The 15,752-nt window shown below is 41.1% G+C and carries 17 protein-coding genes, 1 tRNA gene, 1 pseudogene and 1 riboswitch; of the genes and pseudogenes, 16 read left to right on the forward strand and 3 right to left on the reverse strand.

What is annotated here, in order from left to right; translation table 11 throughout:
- Positions 1-84: 84 nt before the first annotated feature.
- Complete coding sequence (locus tag M1F97_RS02960) at positions 85-516, reverse strand: GtrA family protein (protein WP_247944136.1); 432 nt, start codon at positions 514-516, stop codon at positions 85-87.
- A gap of 28 nt (positions 517-544) precedes the next feature.
- Positions 545-641: riboswitch (PreQ1 riboswitch) on the forward strand.
- Here M1F97_RS02960 and M1F97_RS02965 point away from each other — a divergent pair.
- The 4 genes from M1F97_RS02965 (at position 639) to dapA (ending at position 3,748) form a co-directional block, all read left to right on the forward strand.
- The gene (locus M1F97_RS02965; RefSeq protein ID WP_084946049.1) at positions 639-1,148 is read left to right on the forward strand and encodes a QueT transporter family protein; all 510 of its coding nucleotides are present in this window, start codon (positions 639-641) and stop codon (positions 1,146-1,148) included. Its footprint overlaps the riboswitch before it by 3 nt.
- A 105-nt stretch (positions 1,149-1,253) precedes the next feature.
- Positions 1,254-1,326, forward strand: a tRNA-Thr gene (locus tag M1F97_RS02970).
- Positions 1,327-1,684: 358 nt separating this feature from the next.
- The gene (locus tag M1F97_RS02975) at positions 1,685-2,761 is read left to right on the forward strand and encodes an aspartate-semialdehyde dehydrogenase (RefSeq protein ID WP_084948629.1); all 1,077 of its coding nucleotides are present in this window, start codon (positions 1,685-1,687) and stop codon (positions 2,759-2,761) included.
- A gap of 51 nt (positions 2,762-2,812) precedes the next feature.
- Complete coding sequence (gene dapA, locus M1F97_RS02980) at positions 2,813-3,748, forward strand: 4-hydroxy-tetrahydrodipicolinate synthase (protein WP_084948627.1); 936 nt, start codon at positions 2,813-2,815, stop codon at positions 3,746-3,748.
- Positions 3,749-3,792: 44 nt separating this feature from the next.
- On the opposite strand, the gene mnmE is transcribed toward dapA, so the two are convergent.
- Together mnmE and M1F97_RS02990 are read right to left on the reverse strand one after the other, a co-directional pair.
- Positions 3,793-5,166: a tRNA uridine-5-carboxymethylaminomethyl(34) synthesis GTPase MnmE gene (gene mnmE, locus M1F97_RS02985; protein ID WP_247944137.1), complete on the reverse strand. Its 1,374-nt coding sequence runs from the start codon at positions 5,164-5,166 to the stop codon at positions 3,793-3,795.
- Positions 5,167-5,300: 134 nt separating this feature from the next.
- Positions 5,301-5,483, reverse strand: a complete 183-nt coding sequence (locus tag M1F97_RS02990; protein ID WP_054363450.1) for a 4-oxalocrotonate tautomerase — start codon at positions 5,481-5,483, stop codon at positions 5,301-5,303.
- 122 nt (positions 5,484-5,605) lie between these two features.
- Between M1F97_RS02990 and M1F97_RS02995 the strand changes: the two genes are divergently transcribed.
- The 12 genes and pseudogenes from M1F97_RS02995 (at position 5,606) to M1F97_RS03050 (ending at position 15,656) form a co-directional block, all read left to right on the forward strand.
- Entirely contained in the window at positions 5,606-6,196 is a 591-nt protein-coding gene (locus tag M1F97_RS02995; protein ID WP_247944138.1) for a thymidine kinase, read from the forward strand.
- Complete coding sequence (gene prfA, locus M1F97_RS03000) at positions 6,193-7,272, forward strand: peptide chain release factor 1 (protein WP_247944139.1); 1,080 nt, start codon at positions 6,193-6,195, stop codon at positions 7,270-7,272. Before M1F97_RS02995 ends, prfA begins: the two co-directional genes overlap by 4 nt.
- Positions 7,272-8,117, forward strand: a complete 846-nt coding sequence (prmC, locus tag M1F97_RS03005; protein WP_247944140.1) for a peptide chain release factor N(5)-glutamine methyltransferase — start codon at positions 7,272-7,274, stop codon at positions 8,115-8,117. Before prfA ends, prmC begins: the two co-directional genes overlap by 1 nt.
- Complete coding sequence (locus M1F97_RS03010) at positions 8,101-8,703, forward strand: L-threonylcarbamoyladenylate synthase (protein ID WP_247944141.1); 603 nt, start codon at positions 8,101-8,103, stop codon at positions 8,701-8,703. The genes prmC and M1F97_RS03010 overlap by 17 nt, the downstream gene beginning before the upstream one ends.
- A gap of 1 nt (position 8,704) precedes the next feature.
- Entirely contained in the window at positions 8,705-9,136 is a 432-nt protein-coding gene (locus M1F97_RS03015) for a GNAT family N-acetyltransferase (protein ID WP_247944142.1), read from the forward strand.
- A gap of 54 nt (positions 9,137-9,190) precedes the next feature.
- Positions 9,191-10,447, forward strand: a complete 1,257-nt coding sequence (gene glyA / locus M1F97_RS03020) for a serine hydroxymethyltransferase (protein WP_247944143.1) — start codon at positions 9,191-9,193, stop codon at positions 10,445-10,447.
- A 7-nt stretch (positions 10,448-10,454) separates the two neighbouring features.
- Positions 10,455-11,429: a nucleoid-associated protein gene (locus M1F97_RS03025; RefSeq protein ID WP_247944144.1), complete on the forward strand. Its 975-nt coding sequence runs from the start codon at positions 10,455-10,457 to the stop codon at positions 11,427-11,429.
- On the forward strand, positions 11,429-12,031 hold the full coding sequence (locus M1F97_RS03030) for a lysozyme family protein (protein ID WP_084927270.1): 603 nt from the start codon (positions 11,429-11,431) through the stop codon (positions 12,029-12,031). The genes M1F97_RS03025 and M1F97_RS03030 overlap by 1 nt, the downstream gene beginning before the upstream one ends.
- 86 nt (positions 12,032-12,117) lie before the next feature.
- Positions 12,118-13,092, forward strand: a complete 975-nt coding sequence (locus M1F97_RS03035; protein WP_247944145.1) for a DUF1002 domain-containing protein — start codon at positions 12,118-12,120, stop codon at positions 13,090-13,092.
- A 74-nt stretch (positions 13,093-13,166) separates the two neighbouring features.
- Positions 13,167-14,525: a 23S rRNA (uracil(1939)-C(5))-methyltransferase RlmD gene (gene rlmD, locus M1F97_RS03040; RefSeq protein WP_247944146.1), complete on the forward strand. Its 1,359-nt coding sequence runs from the start codon at positions 13,167-13,169 to the stop codon at positions 14,523-14,525.
- 309 nt (positions 14,526-14,834) lie between these two features.
- A pseudogene (gene aac(6'), locus M1F97_RS03045) lies at positions 14,835-15,212 on the forward strand (aminoglycoside 6'-N-acetyltransferase); the annotation flags it as partial.
- Positions 15,195-15,656, forward strand: a complete 462-nt coding sequence (locus tag M1F97_RS03050; protein ID WP_247944320.1) for a Type 1 glutamine amidotransferase-like domain-containing protein — start codon at positions 15,195-15,197, stop codon at positions 15,654-15,656. The pseudogene aac(6') and the gene M1F97_RS03050, both read left to right, overlap by 18 nt.
- Positions 15,657-15,752 lie beyond the last annotated feature (96 nt).

Genomic DNA, 15,752 nt, shown 5'->3' on the forward strand with positions numbered 1-15,752 from the left:
TTTCATAATTTCCTTTCAAAAACTAATCTTAATTGTACCTGAAATACCTAAATATTGCAACCTTAATGCTTAATGATATCCATTTCATTTATAAAAAACGTATACTTTACTAAAAATATAGTTAAGAATGATAATCAAAACCTGCGCAATTAGCGTTTCGATGGTATTAACCTGATCTAGTTGATCATTGACAAATTGCCCGATAATATCGGGATAAGATGTAACAAAGATATAAGTTAAAAGGACGTCAAGTCCAAGTGTTGAGAGACGAGCTAAGAAAAACTTAGCCAGGCGAGTTGGCCAATTCCTTCTCTCTTGTTTAAAGACGATGGTGTCATTTGTGATAAAAGCAAAGAGAATAGCGATAATATTTGCGAGTGCGGTTGCTAGGATTTCCTGGTGACTGATATGGTAGATAAACAAACGTGATAGGATAGATACTAGAGTAGTAGCACCACCGAAAAATAGGTAGGATAGGATTTCATTATCAAAGAAAGCTTTTATTTGATTTTTCATGATTTTAGTATAGCATAAAGCTGGCTATTGTGCTATACTGGTAAGGTTGATAATCTCAACCCTTGGTGCTTAGCTTCTTTCACCAAGCATATTTTACGCGGGAAACTGCTAAAGGAGAAAACATGAAAAAATTAACTGTTCGTGACATGGCAGATATCGCTATTGTCGCTGCTATCTATGTGGTTTTGACTATTACCCCACCCCTTAATGCCATTAGCTACGGTGCCTACCAGTTCCGTATTTCAGAGATGATGAATTTCTTGGCATTTTATAACCCTAAATACATCATCGGTGTGACGATTGGTTGTATGATTGCTAATTTCTTTAGCTTTGGTCTAATAGATGTCTTTGTTGGTGGAGGTTCTACCCTAGTTTTCCTTAGTCTAGGTGTATGGCTATTTAGCAAGTACAAGAAAGACTATCTGTTCAATGGTTTGATTCGAAAAGATCATTTCTTCTTTTCAATCCTGTTCTCCATTTCAATGATTACCATTGCAGCAGAACTCTATATTGTCGCAGAAGCTCCATTCTTCTTGACATGGTTTTCTACTGGAATTGGTGAGTTTGCATCACTTATCGTAGGTGCGATTTTGATCAATAAACTGGGACAGCGAATCGATCTAACAAAATAAGGAGTTTATAAGCTAGATTCTTGCTAAATCTAGCTTTTTTCATTCCATAAAATTAAAAGAGAGCGCTTGACAAGAGCATAGAACTATAGTATACTTTTTAGGTAAGCTGATTTAGCTCAGTTGGCAGAGCGCATCCATGGTAAGGATGAGGTCGCCGGTTCAATCCCGGCAATTAGCATGATAGAGACGAAATAACCTTGGGAGACCAAGGTTTTTCTTATCTACCTGTATAAATGTAGACAAAGAGTTTTGACTGTTGACAAAAGTGACTCTATCTAGTAGAATAGTAGTTGCGATGAGTCGATAGGTAGTCTTCGGACTACTATTGAGCATAAGGAGGTCATAACGCAGGAGCGGACCTTGATGAGTTGTGTGAACCTGCTCATCACATGAAGATGCCTCTTAGTCCCTAGTCGAATGGCTAGGGATTTTTAATTTTCAGAAAATATAGCCTCAAAATGCTTTGCAATTCATTGAAAAAGTAGTATAATATTCCTATTATAGAAATTTTTAGAAAATTCCGAAAGAGGTTATTTATGGGATATACAGTTGCTGTAGTCGGCGCGACAGGTGCTGTCGGAGCTCAGATGATAAAAATGTTGGAAGAATCAACGCTTCCAATCGATAAAATTCGTTACCTTGCTTCTTCACGTTCAGCAGGCAAGACTCTGAAATTTAAAGACCAAGATATTACGATTGAGGAAACGACTGAGACAGCTTTTGAGGGCGTTGATATTGCACTCTTCTCAGCAGGTGGTTCGACATCAGCTAAGTATGCACCATACGCAGTTCAAGCTGGAGCGGTAGTAGTAGATAACACATCTTATTTCCGTCAAAATCCAGATGTTCCTTTGGTTGTTCCAGAAGTCAATGCTCACGCACTTGATGACCACAACGGAATCATTGCCTGCCCTAACTGTTCGACAATCCAAATGATGGTGGCGCTTGAGCCTGTTCGTCAAAAATGGGGCTTGGACCGTATCATCGTTTCAACTTACCAGGCTGTTTCAGGTGCAGGTATGGGAGCGATTCTTGAAACACAACGTGAACTTCGTCAAGTATTGAATGATGGTGTGACCCCACGTGATTTGCATGCGGAAATCTTGCCTTCAGGCGGTGACAAGAAACACTATCCTATCGCCTTTAACGCTCTTCCACAAATCGATGTCTTCACTGACAATGATTACACTTACGAAGAGATGAAGATGACCAAGGAAACGAAGAAAATCATGGAAGATGATAGCATCGCAGTGTCTGCAACATGTGTTCGTATTCCAGTCTTGTCAGCTCACTCTGAGTCTGTTTATATCGAAACAAAAGAAGTGGCTCCAATTGAAGAAGTGAAAGCAACCATCGCAGCCTTTCCAGGTGCAGTTCTGGAGGATGATGTAGCTCATCAAATCTATCCGCAAGCTATCAATGCTGTTGGCTCACGTGATACCTTTGTTGGTCGTATCCGTAAAGACTTGGATGCTGAAAAAGGAATCCATATGTGGGTTGTTTCAGATAACCTCCTCAAAGGTGCTGCTTGGAACTCAGTTCAAATCGCAGAAACACTTCATGAGCGTGGTTTGGTCCGTCCAACAGCTGATCTGAAATTTGAATTGAAATAATGGTTTAGGAGTTCGAATGAACTCCTTCTTTGAAATAGAGAGGTGTTTCACATGTCTTACCAAGATTTAAAAGAGTGTAAAATCATCACGGCCTTCATTACCCCTTTCCATGAGGATGGTTCCATCAACTTTGATGCCATTCCTGCTTTGATTGAGCATTTGTTGTCCCATCACACAGACGGAATTCTTCTCGCAGGAACAACTGCTGAGAGTCCGACCTTGACCCACGATGAAGAGTTGGAATTGTTTGCGGCTGTGCAAAAGGTTGTCAATGGACGTGTTCCTTTGATTGCGGGTGTAGGGACCAATGACACACGTGACTCTATCGAATTTGTCAAAGAAGTCGCAGACTTTGGTGGTTTTGCTGCTGGTCTTGCTATCGTGCCTTACTACAATAAACCTTCTCAAGAAGGGATGTATCAGCACTTTAAGGCGATTGCGGATGCTTCGGACCTACCCATTATCATCTATAACATTCCAGGTCGTGTAGTAGTGGAATTAACTCCAGAAACCATGCTTCGTTTGGCTGACCATCCTAATATTATCGGTGTTAAAGAATGTACCAGCTTGGCAAATATGGCTTACTTGATTGAGCACAAGCCAGAAGAGTTTTTGATTTATACAGGTGAAGATGGCGATGCCTTCCATGCTATGAATCTCGGTGCAGATGGGGTTATTTCGGTTGCTTCTCATACAAATGGAGATGAAATGCACGAAATGTTCACTGCAATTGCAGAAAGCGATATGAAAAAAGCTGCAGCAATTCAACGGAAATTCATTCCTAAGGTCAATGCCCTCTTCTCTTATCCAAGCCCTGCACCTGTCAAGGCCGTTTTGAACTACATGGGATTTGAAGCGGGTCCAACTCGTCTACCTCTAGTTCCAGCGCCTGAAGAAGATGCCAAACGCATTATCAAAGTTGTTGTAGATGGCGACTACGAAGCAACTAAGGCAACCGTAACAGGTGTCCTAAGACCAGATTACTAATAAAGATAATAAAATCCATGACCGCAAGAACGATCATGGATTTCTTATTTTCCTAAACAGAATTGGCTAAAGAGTTGGGTGATGAGTTCATCTGGAGCAGCATCCCCAGTGATTTCTCCGAGAATTTCCCAAGTACGAGTCAAATCTACTTGAAGAAGATCAACTGGCATGCCAAGTTCTAGTCCTTCGTTAACTGCTTGCAAACTTTCGACTGCCTTTTCAATCAAGGAAATATGACGAGCGTTAGACAAGTAAGTGGCATCTTGCTCAACCAAACCAGCATTTTCAAAGAAGAGGCTGTTAATACGTTCTTCGATCTTATCAATGTTTTGATTTTTCAGGACTGAAATACGGATGACATCTTCAGGGAGTTCTGAAGTTTCAATCGCTTCAGGAAGATCAGTTTTATTAAGTAGAATAATGCGATTAGTGTCCTGACTGATTTCTAGGAGTTGGCGGTCTTGGGCAGTCAGAGGTTCGCTAGCATTTAGCACTAATAGAACCAAGTCAGCTTCCTTGAGGGCTTTTTTCGAACGCTCAACACCGATTTGTTCGACTATGTCATCTGTTTCACGGATTCCAGCTGTATCAATCAATTTGAGAGGTACACCGTTGATGTTGACGTATTCTTCGATGACATCGCGTGTCGTACCAGCGATATCGGTTACGATAGCCTTGTCTTCATGTAAGAGGTTGTTAAGAAGGCTGGATTTTCCAACGTTGGGGCGTCCGATGATAGCTGTTGAAATACCCTCACGAAGGATTTTACCGCGACGAGCTGTTCTAAGGAGGTTGGTCAAGAGTTGTTCAAATTCCTTAGTTTTCTCACGGACGACTGCAGTAGTAGCTTCCTCAACATCGTCGTACTCAGGATAGTCGATATTGACCTCTACTTGGGCAAGTGTATTGAGGATTTCTTGGCGAGTATTATTGATAAGATCAGAAAGGGAACCATCGAGTTGTTTGACTGCAATATTCATAGCCTTGTCAGTCTTGGCACGGATGATATCCATCACTGCCTCAGCCTGTGTCAAGTCCACACGACCGTTTAGAAAGGCACGTTTGGTAAATTCACCAGGCTCAGCCAACCGAGCTCCTTCACGGATAGCTAGCTGGAGAATTTCATTGGTCACTGCAATCCCACCGTGGGTGTTGATCTCGATAATATCCTCGCGAGTAAAGGTCTTTGGAGACTTCATAGCCCCAACCATAACCTCGTCCATGACCTTACCAGTTTGAGGGTCAACGATGTGACCGTAGTTAAGAGTATGGCTGGCAACCTTACTCAAATCCTTGCCTTTAAAAATCTTTTGCGCAATGGCAAAACTGTCAGTTCCACTCAGGCGGACAATCCCAATAGCCCCTTCACCTAGTGGAGTAGAGATAGCAGCAATGGTATCAAATTCACGTGTAATCATACTATTTCCTTTTGTATTTCTTTTCTTAGGATAGGTATCCAAGCATCTCTTCAAATTGTAACAAAATTAGACCATTTCTTCAATGGATGCTACTTGGAGATTGAAAAAGCCTAAGCAAATCTGCTTAAGCTAGTTTATTTGGTGCGCATTTCTCCTTGAGGGAAGTAAGTTCCTTCAGGCATGTCATTGATGATGACATGGACAGCAGATTGAGGTGCTCCAGTGTTACGAACAACAGCTTCCGTTACTTCCTTAGCAAGAACTTTCTTTTGCTCGAGCGTGCGTCCTTCAAATAAATCGATGCGTACAAATGGCATAATAGCTTCCTCCACTAGTTTTTGATTTCTTCTATTTTACCACATTTTGCCGTTTAAAGCTTCAGAAAATTATGATATACTAGAATGTAGCAAAAATTTAGAAATGGACGTGAAATAATAGCATGGCACAGTTGTATTATCGTTATGGGACCATGAACTCTGGTAAGACGATTGAGATTCTCAAGGTGGCCTATAACTACGAGGAGCAAGGAAAGGGAGTTGTGATTATGACTTCTGCTCTGGATACGCGTGACGGTGTCGGCAATGTATCTAGTCGGATTGGCATGAAACGCCCAGCCATTGCGATTGAGGAAACGACGGATATCTTCGGCTATATCCGAGACTTACCTGAAAAACCATACTGTGTGCTGGTCGATGAGGCCCAGTTTCTCAAGCGTCATCATGTTTATGACCTAGCTCGTGTCGTCGATGAGTTAGACATACCTGTCATGGCATTTGGTTTGAAGAATGATTTTCGCAATGAACTGTTCGAAGGTTCCAAACACCTCTTACTTTTAGCAGATAAGATTGATGAGATTAAAACCATCTGTCAGTACTGTAAGAAAAAGGCGACTATGGTGTTACGTACGCACAATGGTGTGCCAGTCTATGATGGCGAACAAATTCAAATTGGTGGCAATGAAACCTATATCTCGGTTTGCCGTAAACATTATTTTGCCCCTGAAATCAATAAGGAGAATGAAGAAAAATGAACATCTATGATCAACTACAAGCTGTAGAAGACCGTTATGAAGAATTAGGAGAGTTGCTTAGTGACCCTGATGTGGTCTCAGATACTAAACGTTTCATGGAGCTTTCAAAAGAAGAGGCTTCTACTCGTGACACGGTAACAGCCTACCGTGAATACAAACAGGTCCTTCAGAATATCATTGATGCTGAGGAAATGATTAAAGAGTCTGGCGGAGATGCGGACTTGGAAGAAATGGCTAAGCAAGAACTCAAAGATGCCAAGTCTGAAAAAGAAGAGTATGAAGAAAAACTGAAAATTTTGCTCCTTCCAAAAGATCCAAACGATGATAAGAACATCATCCTTGAAATCCGTGGAGCAGCTGGTGGAGACGAAGCGGCACTTTTCGCCGGAGACCTTCTAACTATGTACCAAAAGTATGCGGAAGCCCAAGGCTGGCGCTTTGAAATCATGGAAGCCTCAATGAATGGTGTTGGTGGTTTCAAAGAAGTGGTTGCTATGGTCTCTGGTCAATCCGTTTACTCTAAACTTAAGTATGAATCAGGTGCCCATCGTGTGCAACGTGTCCCTGTGACAGAAAGCCAAGGTCGTGTTCATACCTCTACAGCGACTGTCCTTGTTATGCCTGAAGTAGAAGAAGTAGAATATGATATTGATCCAAAAGATCTTCGTGTTGATATCTATCACGCATCAGGTGCTGGTGGACAGAACGTCAATAAGGTTGCGACTGCCGTTCGTATCGTTCACTTGCCGACCAATATCAAGGTTGAGATGCAGGAAGAACGTACCCAGCAGAAAAACCGTGAGAAGGCCATGAAGATCATCCGCGCGCGTGTTGCTGACCATTTTGCGCAGATTGCTCAGGATGAACAAGACGCTGAGCGTAAGTCTACTATCGGTACTGGTGACCGTTCAGAACGTATCCGTACTTACAATTTCCCACAAAACCGTGTCACAGACCACCGTATCGGCTTGACTCTCCAAAAACTAGATACCATTTTGTCTGGTAAATTGGATGAAGTTGTAGATGCCTTGGTGCTCTATGACCAAACACAAAAATTAGAAGAATTAAACAAATAATGAAATTAGCTCAATTATTTTCAGATTTTGAAGAAGAGTTGATAAGACAAGGAGAGGAAGCAGAAAGCCTCTCTTTTGTCTATCGTAACCTAAAAAATCTATCTTTTACAGATTTCGTCTTTGCCCTCCAGCAAGAAGTAACCGAAGTAACCAAAGAGGAAGAATTATTTATAGAAGAAATTTACCAGCAGTTAGCAGCCCACACACCGGCCCAGTATATTATCGGTCATGCTGAATTTTTTGGAATGCAGTTAAAAGTAGATGAGCGGGTTTTGATTCCTCGTCCAGAGACAGAGGAGTTGGTTGAGCTCATCCTGGCTGAAAATTCTGATGAAAATCTTAAGGTCTTGGATATCGGCACGGGAAGTGGTGCCATCGCCCTTGCTTTAGCAAAGAATCGTCCAGACTGGTCAGTGACAGCAGTTGATATTTCACAGGATGCACTAGATTTGGCAACTGAAAACGCTAAAGTTCAGAATTTCCAGATATTTTTTAAAAAATCTGATTGTTTTGCAGAAATTTCTGAAAAATATGATATAATTGTATCCAATCCACCCTATATCTCTCGTGAAGATGAGTCAGAGGTCGGTTTGAATGTTTTGCATTCAGAACCTCATCTAGCTCTCTTTGCAGATGAGGATGGCCTAGCTATTTACCGCAGAATTGCGGAAGATGCAAAAGACTATCTCACAGATGGTGGTAAGATTTACCTTGAAATTGGATACAAGCAAGGTCAAAGTGTTCCTGCGCTTTTTAGGAAACATCTTCCTGAAAAACGAGTACGAACACTCAAGGATCAATTTGGTCAAGATAGGATGGTTGTAGCTGATGATGGACAGGATTAGACAAGAGTTGGAAAAGGGTGGAGCTGTTGTTCTGCCTACAGAGACAGTTTACGGTCTTTTTGCTAAGGCCTTAGACGAAAAAGCAGTCGACTATGTTTACCAGCTCAAACGTCGTCCTAGAGACAAGGCGCTTAATCTCAATGTTGCCTCTCTAGAGGACATCTTGTACTTTTCAAAGAATCAACCAGCTTATCTACAAAAACTTGTAGAGACTTTTTTACCAGGTCCCCTGACCATTATACTCGAAGCCAATGATAGAGTGCCCTATTGGGTTAATTCTGGTCTTGCAACTGTTGGATTTCGGATGCCGAATCACCCCATTACGCTGGATTTGATTCGAGAGACAGGTCCCTTGATTGGACCGTCTGCTAATATTTCAGGTCAGGCAAGTGGAGTAACCTTTCAGGAAATTCTGAAAGATTTTGACCAAGATGTTTTGGGTCTGGAAGACGATGCTTTTTTAACTGGACAGGATTCGACTATTTTGGATCTGTCTGGAGACAAGGTGAAAATCTTACGCCAAGGGGCGATCAAGCGTGAAGATATTCTTGCTCGGTTTCCAGAGATTTCTTTTGAGGAGAAATGAGATGCTAAGAGATTTGCAAGAAACAGATGTGAATGCTATATGTGAGATTAACCAAGAGGCTTTGGAGTATTCTTTTAGTCCAGAGGACACAGCTAGTCAACTAGCTAGACTGTCTCAGGATTCACATCATTTCCTACTTGGCTATGAGGATGAAGCCAGCCATGTCCTACTTGGATATGTCCACGCTGAGGTCTATGAATCTCTTTATTCCAAAGCAGGATTTAACATCTTAGGCTTAGCGGTTTCACCTCAAGCACAAGGGCAAGGTATCGGTAAAAGCTTACTGCAAGGGTTGGATCAAGAAGCAAAAAGACGGGGTTATGGGTTTATCCGCTTAAACTCTGCTGATCATCGTCTGGGAGCTCATGCATTTTATGAAAAAGTTGGTTATACTTGTGATAAAGTGCAAAAACGGTTTATTCGCATCTTTTAGTTTATTTTGTAAAAACAAACTAAAGGACCAGTCACACTATAAAGGAGAAGACCTATGATTTTTGACAAAGATGATTTTAAAGCATACGATGCTGATCTCTGGAATGCTATTGCCAAAGAAGAAGAACGCCAACAAAACAACATTGAGTTGATTGCTTCGGAAAACGTTGTTTCCAAGGCTGTAATGGCTGCTCAAGGGTCTATCTTGACCAACAAATATGCCGAGGGTTACCCAGGACGCCGTTATTATGGTGGAACAAATGTGGTAGACGTAGTAGAGACTCTAGCTATTGAACGCGCGAAAGAAATTTTTGGTGCTAAATTTGCCAATGTTCAACCTCACTCAGGAAGCCAAGCCAACTGTGCAGCTTACATGGCTTTGATTGAGCCAGGTGATACCGTAATGGGGATGGATTTGGCAGCAGGTGGTCACTTGACCCACGGAGCTCCTGTCAGCTTCTCTGGTCAAACCTACAACTTCGTTTCTTATAGTGTGGATCCTGAAACGGAACTTTTGGACTTTGATGCTATCTTGAAACAAGCCCAAGAAGTAAAACCAAAACTAATCGTAGCAGGTGCTTCAGCCTATTCTCAAATTATTGACTTCTCAAAATTCCGTGAAATTGCAGATGCTGTTGGTGCTAAGCTCATGGTAGATATGGCCCATATCGCTGGTTTGGTGGCAGCTGGTCTTCACCCGAGCCCAGTGCCATATGCTCATATCACCACAACAACGACCCACAAAACCCTTCGTGGACCACGTGGTGGTTTGATTTTGACCAATGATGAGGAACTTGCTAAGAAGATCAATTCAGCTATTTTCCCAGGTATTCAGGGTGGTCCTTTGGAGCATGTTGTTGCGGCTAAAGCTGTTTCCTTCAAAGAGGTTTTGGATCCAGCCTTCAAGGAATATGCTGCTAATGTCATCAAAAATAGTAAGGCTATGGTTGAAGTCTTTTTGCAAGACCCTGATTTCCGTATCATTTCTGGTGGGACTGAAAATCACCTCTTCCTTGTTGATGTTACTAAGGTTGTAGAAAACGGAAAAGTTGCTCAAAACTTGCTGGATGAAGTTAATATTACCCTAAATAAAAACTCAATTCCATACGAAACCTTGTCACCATTCAAGACAAGTGGTATTCGTATCGGTTCTGCAGCCATCACTGCACGTGGATTTGGTGAAGAAGAAAGTCGCAAAGTGGCTGAACTCATCATTAAAACCCTTAAGAATGCAGAAAATGAAGCTGTCTTAGAAGAAGTGAGAAGCGAAGTCAAAGCGTTGACAGATGCCTTCCCACTATACGAGGACTAATACTTTTATGGACATTTATATTAAGAAAGCTATTATCCATCAGTTCAGCCCAGATGATACCGAGTTGTTCTTAGCGGATAAGTTTCTCAATATCCCTCCAAAAATCGAAGAATACCTGCGCAAAAAAATCGAACATGTGTATTCAGATGAAGCCAAGACTGGGATTTTCGAAGAAGAAAATCCCTTCTTCAATCACGTCACGGATGATTTGTTGGAGACATCAGTCACACTGGCTAATCTCTGGAAAGAGGAGTTCAGCATTTCTGAAAACCTCAAGACCAATGACCTGATTTTTGTGCAATTTTCGAAAGAAGGCGTAGAACATTTCGCTTTCTTGCGAATTGCACTGCGGGAAAACTTAACCCACCTCGGTGGAGAGGTTGATAACCCAATCAAGCTAACTCAGAATAACCTGCCTGGATTTGGAACGGGGGCTGACGAGGCCTTGGTGGTCAATCTTCAAAGTCGCAAGTACCATCTCATCGAAAAACGAATCAAGTACAACGGGACTTTTTTGAACTACTTTTCAGAAAATCTCCTAGCCGTCGCCCCTAAGATTTCACCCAAGAAATCCATCAAGGAACTTGAAAAAACAGCCCAGAGAATTGCTGAGACTTTTAACACAGATGATTTTCAATTTCAATCCAAGGTCAAATCCGCTATTTTCAATAATCTAGAAGAAAGTAATGAACTGTCACCCGAGAAATTAGCTAACGACCTTTTTGATAACAACCTGACAGCTCGTCTAAGCTTTATCGACCAAGTCAAGGAAGCTGTACCAGAACCAGTCCAGTTTGATGAAATTGATGCCAGTCGTCAACTCAAGAAATTTGAAAATCAAAAGCTTTCCTTGTCAAATGGAATTGAACTCATCGTTCCCAATAATGTTTACCAAGACGCAGAGTCTGTTGAGTTCATCCAAAATGACAATGGAACCTATTCTATTTTAATCAAAAATATTGAGGATATTCAAAGTAAATAATGTTTAAATTACTACGAAGAGTGCTAATGCTAGCAGTCTTCCTTTTCGCTGTCTATAAAGTCTATCATATCCATCAAGATGTGAAGCAAGTCATGACCTACCAACCCATGGTTCGAGAAGTCCTCAGTGAAAGAGATACTCCAGCCAATGAAGAGCTTGTGCTCGCCATGATTTATACCGAAACGAAAGGAAAAGAAGGCGATGTCATGCAATCTAGTGAGTCTGCTAGCGGTACTACAAATACTATCAATGACAATGTGACGAGCATTCGTCAGGGGATTCAGGCATTGACTGATAATCTCTACCTAGCTCAGGAAAAGGGCGTTGATGTCTGGACAGCTGTGCAAGCCTATAATTTTGGTCCTGCTTATATCGATTTTATCGCTCAAAATGGCAAGGAAAACACTCTCGCCTTGGCCAAACAATATTCTCGTGAAACCGTCGCTCCCATTCTTGGAAATACCACTGGGAAAACCTATACCTATATCAACCCGATTTCTATCTTCCACGGAGCAGAACTTTATGAAAATGGTGGGAATTATTATTATTCTAGACAGGTTCGATTCAATCTTTATATTATGAAATTCTTTAATTTCTTTTAAACATCTGGTTTTACCAGGTGTTTTTTACTATAAGTTTTCTTTAAGATTGATTTATTACCCTAGAAAGGTAAAGGAGGGAATACCCTATGAGAAAGAAATTCTTTCTAACAAGCGCTGCAGTATTGTGGGCAGCAACAGCTATGACGAGTGTCCACGCAGCAACCGATGTTCAAAAAGTAATCGATGAAACCTATGTACAACCTGAATATGTCCTAGGTTCTTCTCTATCCGAAGACCAGAAAAATCAAACTCTTAGCAAACTTGGCTATGACGCATCAAAAGATACCAAAGATATCAAAACCATGACACCTGATATCTATTCGAAAATTATGAATGTGGCTAATGATGCTAGTCTACAACTCTATTCGTCGGCCAAGATTCAAAAGCTGGGTGACAAATCGCCTCTAGAGGTCAAGATTGAAACGCCTGAAAATATCACCAAGGTGACGCAGGATATGTACCGAAATGCAGCAGTGACCCTAGGTGTGGAGCATGCTAAAATCACAGTTGCAGCTCCTATTCCAGTTACAGGTGAGAGTGCTCTAGCTGGGATTTACTACTCGTTAGAGGCCAATGGTGCTAAAGTACCGCAAGCCAATAAAGACTTGGCCCAAGAAGAACTAAAAGCCTTGTCCGATATCAATGCTGAAAACAAGGACAAGTCAGGTTATGATGCCAATAAGCTCAATGCGGCTATGACAGATATCAAGGCAGGAATCGCAAAGGCAAAAGAAGCCAAAGGAAGTCTGACAGAGGAAGAAGTCCGCAAAATCGTTGAAGACACCCTAAAAAACTACAAACTTGATCAGGTTATAACAGGAAACCAGGTCAATATCATCATCAATTTTGCCCTCAACCTCTCAAAGAGTGACATTTTGAACAATGCTGATTTCACTAAAACTCTAAATGACCTCAAGGAAAGCATCGTTTCCCAAGCTGGAGATAGTTTTAAAAATATCAACCTCAACTTTGATGCCAATAAAGCGCTAGAAGACGGGGGCAACTTTTTTAGCTCCCTATGGCAAGCTATTGTCAACTTCTTCAAGAGTTTTGGTGCTTAGGTTATTTCATGATATAATAGATGGTAGCAGAAATGTTGCCGTCTTTTTTTGTCGGCCGATAGAAAGTGAAAAATATGTTAAAGAAAAATGATGTTGTAGAAGTTGAAATTGTTGATTTGACCCATGAAGGTGCAGGGGTCGCTAAGATAGAAGGTTTGGTTTTCTTTGTAGAGAATGCTTTACCAACTGAGAAAATCCTCATGCGGGTCCTTAAAGTCAATAAAAAGATTGGCTATGGGAAAGTTGAAGAATACCTTACACATTCTCCTCATCGTAATCAAGACCTTGACCTAGCTTATCTACGTTCAGGTATCGCTGACTTGGGGCATCTTGCCTATCCAGAACAGCTTAAGTTTAAAGCCAAGCAAGTCAAGGATAGTCTCTACAAGATTGCTGGCATTACGAATGTAGAGGTCGCTGAAACACTAGGTATGGAGAATCCTGTCAAGTATCGAAATAAGGCGCAGGTGCCAGTTCGTCGTATCAATGGCGTCTTGGAAACTGGCTTTTTCCGTAAGAATTCGCATGATCTCATGCCTCTCGAAGACTTCTTTATTCAGGATCCAGTGATCGACCAAGTTGTAGTAGCCCTACGTGACTTACTCCGTCGTTATGATTTGAAACCTTATGATGAAAAGGAACAGTCTGGCTTGATTCGTAACCTCGTTGTGCGACGTGGACACTATACAGGACAAATCATGGTTATCTTAGTGACTATACGTCCTAAAGTTTTCCGAGTGGAGCAGTTGATTGAACAAATCATCAAGCAGTTCCCAGAGATTGTGTCTGTCATGCAAAATATCAACGACCAGAATACCAATGCGATTTTCGGCAAGGAGTGGAAGACTCTTTATGATCAAGACTATATTACGGATCAGATGTTGGGCAATGATTTCCAAATCGCTGGCCCAGCCTTCTACCAGGTCAATACTCAAATGGCTGAGAAACTCTATCAAACAGCCATTGACTTTGCGGAGTTAAAAGCAGATGATGTGGTTATCGATGCCTATTCAGGGATTGGAACGATTGGATTATCTGTTGCCAAGCATGTTAAAGAAGTCTACGGTGTTGAAGTGATTTCAGAAGCAGTCGAGAATAGCAAGAAGAATGCTGCATTAAACAATATTACAAATGCCCACTATGTCTGTGACACAGCTGAAAATGCCATGAGAAATTGGCTTAAGGAAGGCATTCAACCGACAGCCATCCTGGTCGACCCACCACGCAAGGGCTTGACCGAAAGCTTTATCAAAGCAAGCGCTCAAACAGGAGCAGACCGTATTGCCTATATCTCCTGCAATGTCGCAACCATGGCGCGTGATATCAAACTCTATCGAGAGTTAGGATATGAGTTGAAGAAAGTACAGCCAGTGGATTTGTTTCCACAAACGCATCACGTCGAGTGTGTAAGCTTGTTAGTAAAACGCAACTAATCCTCAAAAGGTTTCCCAAACCTTTTGAGTCCACAGACGCATCATGTTGAGGCCGTATCACTGCTTGTACGAGCTGAGGCATCAGCGAAGTAGAAGTAGATGCTCTCCGCCCATGGGATAGGACTCGTAGAATGAGGAGGGAAACCGACGAAATGATACGGTAAGTCCGAACCGCTGAGTGCGTGGCTCTGATCTTCAGATCTGAGACAGTCGAAAAGTAGAAGGGGATGGTATCGGTATCAATCAATAAGTAACAAAGTAATAGCATGATTCGAAACATTTGCTTGTAATTTGCGGAGGAACATCAATATGGATGGAATAACAAAAAATTCTATAAAAACGGCTAAACTAATGAAACAATTATGGCCCCAATTGACCGATAAAGAAGCTATTGATGAAGTAAAAAAATATACGAATGGCAAAAATACTGCAATCTTTACTAAAGTTGAAGGTGACACAATTGTAGGTCTATCACTATGTTCACTCAGATTTGATTATGTTGAAGGTTGTAAATATAGTCCTGTTGGATTCTTAGAAGGGATTATTGTCGACGAGGAATATCGTTTAAAGGATATTGCTAAAAATCTCTGTACAAAATGTGAGGAATGGGCAAAAAATAAAGGATGTAAGGAATTTGCAAGTGACTGTACTTTAACGAATACGGATTCTATAAGATTTCATCTCAGTCAATTTCCTAATCTAAACACTGATTACTTACTCTTGGACACTGAGCAGATTGATTTTGATAGCTATCTAGATGCTGATCTAATTATCATCGGTGGTGGAAATACGGAAAAATATATAGCTACTTATGTCAATCAGGAGTTCAAAAATTATATCGAGCTTATGCTGAAAAAAGGGGCGAAAGTTATAGGATTTTCTGCAGGAGCCTTATTATTAGGAGAGAAAGTCTATATCTCACCTAATGATAATTCAGATCATCAGATAAAGATAAAAAATGGATTAGGACTCTTTAATCAGTTTTTAATTAGTGTCCATTATGATTCATGGAATGATAAAGTTAATAAGGATAGAGCTGAAGAACTCGTTAACGTTCCCATAATTCCACTAAATGATCATTCCTGTCTTGTCTTGGATAAATTTGGGAACATTATAGAGAAAATTGACTAATTTTAATCATGCGAATTTGAATCTACGAAGTTAAAGTATTGACGAACTATATAAAGAAAAGCCTTGATTGTAAGGCTTTTTTTGCATTTTTGTGAT

The organism is Streptococcus oralis (assembly GCF_023110435.1).
GTDB lineage: Bacteria > Bacillota > Bacilli > Lactobacillales > Streptococcaceae > Streptococcus > Streptococcus oralis_CF.